At 45.3% G+C, this 5,103-nt stretch carries 5 protein-coding genes; 3 read left to right on the top strand and 2 right to left on the bottom strand.

Annotated elements, in window-relative coordinates; genetic code table 11:
* Positions 1 to 257: 257 nt before the first annotated feature.
* Positions 258 to 1,424, bottom strand: a complete 1,167-nt coding sequence (locus tag J7J01_06475) for an MFS transporter (GenBank protein ID MCD6210518.1) — start codon at positions 1,422 to 1,424, stop codon at positions 258 to 260.
* 93 nt (positions 1,425 to 1,517) lie between these two features.
* On the opposite strand from J7J01_06475, the gene yjjX reads away from it, so the two are divergent.
* Positions 1,518 to 2,036 (top strand): inosine/xanthosine triphosphatase, encoded by a 519-nt coding sequence (gene yjjX, locus J7J01_06480; protein MCD6210519.1) that lies wholly within the window; start codon positions 1,518 to 1,520, stop codon positions 2,034 to 2,036.
* Here yjjX and J7J01_06485 read toward each other — a convergent pair.
* The gene (locus J7J01_06485) at positions 2,024 to 3,328 is read right to left on the bottom strand and encodes a DUF1015 family protein (protein MCD6210520.1); all 1,305 of its coding nucleotides are present in this window, start codon (positions 3,326 to 3,328) and stop codon (positions 2,024 to 2,026) included. The genes yjjX and J7J01_06485 overlap by 13 nt on opposite strands.
* 374 nt (positions 3,329 to 3,702) lie before the next feature.
* On the opposite strand from J7J01_06485, the gene J7J01_06490 reads away from it, so the two are divergent.
* Both J7J01_06490 and J7J01_06495 read left to right on the top strand, forming a co-directional pair.
* Positions 3,703 to 3,921 carry a hypothetical protein gene (locus J7J01_06490; GenBank protein MCD6210521.1) on the top strand — a complete coding sequence of 73 codons (219 nt, stop codon included), beginning with the start codon at positions 3,703 to 3,705 and terminating at the stop codon, positions 3,919 to 3,921.
* A gap of 95 nt (positions 3,922 to 4,016) precedes the next feature.
* The gene (locus J7J01_06495) at positions 4,017 to 5,036 is read left to right on the top strand and encodes a bifunctional N(6)-L-threonylcarbamoyladenine synthase/serine/threonine protein kinase (GenBank protein ID MCD6210522.1); all 1,020 of its coding nucleotides are present in this window, start codon (positions 4,017 to 4,019) and stop codon (positions 5,034 to 5,036) included.
* The last annotated feature ends 67 nt before the right edge of the window (positions 5,037 to 5,103 follow it).

The raw sequence follows: 5,103 nt of genomic DNA on the forward strand, positions 1-5,103 counted from the left end.
TGAAGAATACGCTTGGATTGAAGCGTTTGCATCAATATACAGGTAGAAGTGTTGAAAAGAGAGTGTTTTGTACCTTCCATTTAGCTTTCTACCTCATACAGTTGGCTGAAGGCATGGGGATAAGTGCGAGAGAGCTTGTTTATTGGTGAGTGGAGGAGAGGGTTATGGAAAGGAAAGTATATTCAGGGAGAGGTTATAACAGCATGAACACCATGGAGTTGATTTAGAATTGTGTGGGAAGCACTTTGCCCTTCGCATCACTTCGTCACCCACAACACGAGACACAGAAGCAAAAGAAGTAATGCATAGCCCAGGAACAGCATCCTCGGTCCTGAGATATCAGATAGCCAGCCGCAGAGGAGTGGAATAGCACCGAGACCCGCATAAAACATCGTGTAATAGACACCCATCACTTGCCCTTCCTTACCTGCTGCCGATTTCGATGCCAGCGTTAATGTACCAAGCGAGAGCGCACCGAGACCTGCACCCAGCACAATACTTATCAGAAATAGTTCTGTCGGTGTGGTTGCGAAATAAAGAAATAGCAGCCCCAGCGCACACATGAACAGTCCGAGGATGGAGAGGTTCAGCTCGCCTGTATGCTTCATCAATCTATTAAAGAGCACCTGTAGTATCGCAAACACCGCAAGCATCGTGGACAGAATAAGCCCTATGAGCTCCAATCTTCTTGCAAATGATAGCGACAGCATGAGCTCTTTAGCAGCGAAAGGCGCGAAAACAGGCGTCATTATTGCTGCAACTCCTATACCAAAGAAGATTACCACGCATGAGAATGTCAGTGCCTTTCTATCCTTATCAGTCAGTGATAATGCTACTCTTTTACTCTTGCTCCTCACCCTTAACAGGGGTTCAGAGACAAAGAGAAACACCAGTACCACACTGAGAAGTGCGAAGCCAGCACAGAGATAAAAAGGAACGAAGATACCGAACATAGCAAGGAGGAACCCGCCCGCTGCTGGACCCAGTGCCATGCCTGCACCCATACCAATATTGTAGATACTCATTGCATACCCTCTATCCTTATAACTCGTCATCTCTGTGATAAGAGCAGTGATAGCAGGAAAAAACAAGCCAGCACCCGCGCCCTGCAGCAGTCGCGCAAATATCAGGTCAGAAGGTGTACGAGAGAATGGAAATAGCACCGATGCACCTGCATAAAGTAATAGTCCAACAACAATTAGTGGTTTCCTGCCTATTTTATCTGATAGCATACCACCCGGGATCTCAAGTGGTGTACTTGCAATTGTAAATGCTGCGAATACCAGTGAAGATACAAACCACGTGGTTTCAAATTTCTCAACCACCCACCATGCAAGCGGCGTTGCAATCACGGTAACACCAAATTGTGTGCTGAAAACGCAGATTGCTGCGATGGCTATAATCCATCCAGTACGGTTGGTCATATATCCTCTATCTCTCCCCTCTGACTATTTATTATTCTATATCCCTCTATTCTTTTTATCATGGTGAAGGTTTTAGTAGGGTCCCGGAACCCTGTGAAACTGAATGCAGCAAAGGAAGCGTTTTCCATATTCTTCAATAAAGTGGAAGTAGCAGGTATAGCTGTGGATAGTAAGGTATCCAGCCAGCCGGTGGGTGATGAGACATTCGAGGGCGCTGAGAATCGAGCTTTAGAATTGAGAGCCCGTAATGAAGAGAAGCTGTTAAATGCAAACTTCTTCGTGGGCATTGAGGGCGGGATAATAGAGCTATTCAACAGGTGGTTTGTATTTGGTGTGATGTGTATCATGGACGAGCGGGGCATGAAAAGCTATGGCTGTACCCCTCTCTTTGAATCACCATCGTGTATAACCGAGGAGCTTTTGAGGGGTATAGAACTCGGTGACGTGATGGACGAGCTGACGGGCGAGGATGATACGAAACAGAAACAGGGTGCAATCGGATATTTCACCAGAGGTGTTATGGACAGGAAACAGTATTACGTTGATGGGTTAATAGTTGCCTTAATCCCTTTCTTGAATCGGGATTTGTATCTTCAATCTCAATCTCGCTGAAACCTCCACATCACAACGCCCTCTGCTACTTTCGGCAGGAAGAGTGTGGACTTTTGAGGTAAATCCCTCTTCTCCACCATCGCTTTATATTCAACATCCGCCATCTTCGGCGGTTTCAGGAAGAAAGCAACTCTGAAAGTACCATTATTCACCCCCTCTATCGCTTCTCCTGGACTGGCAGTGAAGATAAGTTCCTCTGCTGGATTGCCTTCAAGTACAGGCTCAATGAGCCATTCATGGAGGCTTATTACATCCAGCCCGACTCGTTCGCCCTTCTTCTCTGAGAGATCTCTTATCTTTCGCTCATCAGCGCGCAGCAGATAGAAATTCTCACGATCATACATGCATACTCTGACATCAAAATCGCTATTGCATTCACGAAGCTTTGCGTAGATACTATCACCATCTCCATCTCCATCATCACAGGCTTCAACGTAGAAATTCGATCTTATCTGCTCCCACAGTGTATGCATGCGGCATCTCCTTAAACATCGGTGCCAGGGCAGCAATAAGAGTGCACTATCGTCCTCTTCGAGGAGCATCATCAATGTATATGCTGGTCCTCCACTCTTACTCAGCCAGTAAGAGGCTGTATACCGGTGATGCCCGTCCAGAATCATTATCTTCCGGTCAAGCATCAGCTGCTGAATCTCTTCCACGAGTTCATCATCTGAGATCTCCCAGAGTAGGTGCCGACTACCATTCAGGGAGACATCTACAAGTGGCTTCTTCTCTACTGACATTCCTGGCATTGAAAACCCTATGTAGCGTTCAAAAATACGGTTTATTTTATGGTGTGGCATCTTATAAGCTGCAACAATCGGTGCGAAATTCATGCCACATTCCTTCATCAGCCGGTATCGCTCATCTGTATTGGATTCAAAGGTATTCTCGTGCCCAAATATAAGATGTTCATTCAATTTCTCAAGCTTCACCAGTGCCACGAGTCCAAAAGCGAAATAAGTCTCTCTTCTATTCTCTTCATGGATCTGGTTCATGAGCTCGCTTGAGAGTTTATAACTGATTCCGTAAATATACAATGCGGGATTCTCACACTCTATCAGGATTCCCTCGTTGAACATACGCTCTAAATTCTCACGTGCATAACTCACAAATTCGCGCTCACTCATACCCTGACGCCTGGTGGTGAAGTGGATGACATTATCCCTTCTGGGCGAATATCTCGCGTATTGAGCGGCGTCAATAGTGTCATAGACGGGACAAATGAGTTCGTCTCGATTTGCCACTTCCGGGTTCAATATCGTCGCCTTGAACGGTTTTATCTCCACCATGTTTAAATAATAAATGCTGTTTGTATTAAGAAGTAATTCCGAACGCTCCCACTTCCCACTACCAGAGTGTTGGAACCCAAACGGAAGATGCCCGATGTTGCGATACCTTCTGCGGACTAAACTGGCTAAAGGCGATGAGAGTAAAAATAGAAGCCTCGTTTTTGGACAGGGAGTTCTTCAAACCTATTCGATTCTAATGCTCTCTAACATTGGTGGATACCAAACCGGACTACGACCCAAGTGATGATAAAACAACTTGGTTTAGCTGATTTAGTGTATCAATGTGCTAAACATACTCGATTTGATCATTCTTTAGGCACTTTATCCGCAGTTCAGTTAATGATAGATAAAATATGAACATAGCTCTATGAAGGATGACAGACGAAAAGGAACTAAAACACATCTATGAAAACGATTTCTGTTGCAATGGGATAAATATAAAAGTAGCTCTTTTAAATGAAGGATATATAAGAAACACAAGCTTCTTGCTCATGATACCAATTAATGAATACCTAAAAACACTTCAATATTCAGGTTTTGATTTTGAAGATTATGAAGAACCAGAATATGGGGTGCACATGAATAAACGATAGGAATGTACCGTAAAAGTGCTCGTTTGTCGGTTTCAATAGAGTACATTTTTATTTACTGTGTTTTTATTATACTGTGAAAAATACGGGCATAAATAATGGTGGTCATTCTGGGACTCGAAGGGACAGCCTGGAACCTCAGTGCTGCACTGGTAACCGAAGATAGAGTAATATACGAAGCAGAATCAGCATATAAGCCTATATACGGTGGTATTCATCCACGGGAAGCAGCACAGCATCACGCATCCGAGCTTAAACGCGTGGTATCTGAATTGATAGAGGGCGCGAAAGCGAAAGAAAAGGGATTCTCTATCTCTGATATAGATGGTGTGGCATTCTCTCAGGGTCCGGGCATGGGTCCCTGCCTGAGGACAGTAGCGACAGCGGCAAGAGCTTTAGCACTCACATTAAAAAAGCCTCTTATTGGTGTCAACCACTGTATCGCACATATAGAAATAGGTAGATGGCAATGTGGTGTGAGAGACCCTGTGGTGCTGTATGTAAGTGGAGCGAACTCTCAGGTTCTCGCATATCACGCGGGGCGCTACCGCATCCTGGGCGAGACCCTGGATATCGGTATAGGTAATGCGCTGGATAAGTTCGCACGCTACATGGGTCTGAGTCATCCAGGAGGTCCGAAGATAGAAGAACTGGCATCCAGAGCTAGAGGAGTCAGAGGTGTCGAATATGAATATATTCATTTACCGTATGTGGTGAAGGGTATGGATTTCTCATTCTCAGGACTGACCACTGCTGCTAAGGATGCACTGGATGCCGGACACAAGAGAGAAGTGGTATGCTATTCATTCCAGGAGACTGCCTTTGCTATGCTTACAGAGGTGACCGAGCGCGCAATGGCGTATTGCGGTAAAGAAGAGTTGCTCCTGGCGGGAGGTGTGGGAGCAAATCGGCGATTGCAGCAGATGCTACGGACGATGTGCCAGGACCGTAGTGCTCGATTCTTCGTGCCTGAAACACGCTATCTACGTGATAACGGCACTATGATCGCATATCTCGGGCTGCTTCAATTCGAGTCTGGACAGACGATAGAACTGCAAGAATCGGCTGTGAAGCCAAATTTCAGACCTGATGAGGTGGAAGTCAGGTGGAGGAACTGAGTTAAGTGAAATTGTACCACTGAGGTGTTAAAAAAGGAATATGTCCTATTTTATAACTGTTTGACCC

This window comes from Methanophagales archaeon, assembly GCA_021159465.1.
Taxonomy (GTDB): domain Archaea; phylum Halobacteriota; class Syntropharchaeia; order Alkanophagales; family Methanospirareceae; genus G60ANME1.

Coding starts and splice junctions, on each gene's coding strand:
- J7J01_06475 (MCD6210518.1), bottom strand. CDS start 1,424: ATGACCAACCGTACTGGATGGATTATAGCCATCGCAGCAATCTGCGTT.
- J7J01_06485 (MCD6210520.1), bottom strand. CDS start 3,328: ATGGTGGAGATAAAACCGTTCAAGGCGACGATATTGAACCCGGAAGTG.
- J7J01_06490 (MCD6210521.1), top strand. CDS start 3,703: ATGACAGACGAAAAGGAACTAAAACACATCTATGAAAACGATTTCTGT.
- J7J01_06495 (MCD6210522.1), top strand. CDS start 4,017: ATGGTGGTCATTCTGGGACTCGAAGGGACAGCCTGGAACCTCAGTGCT.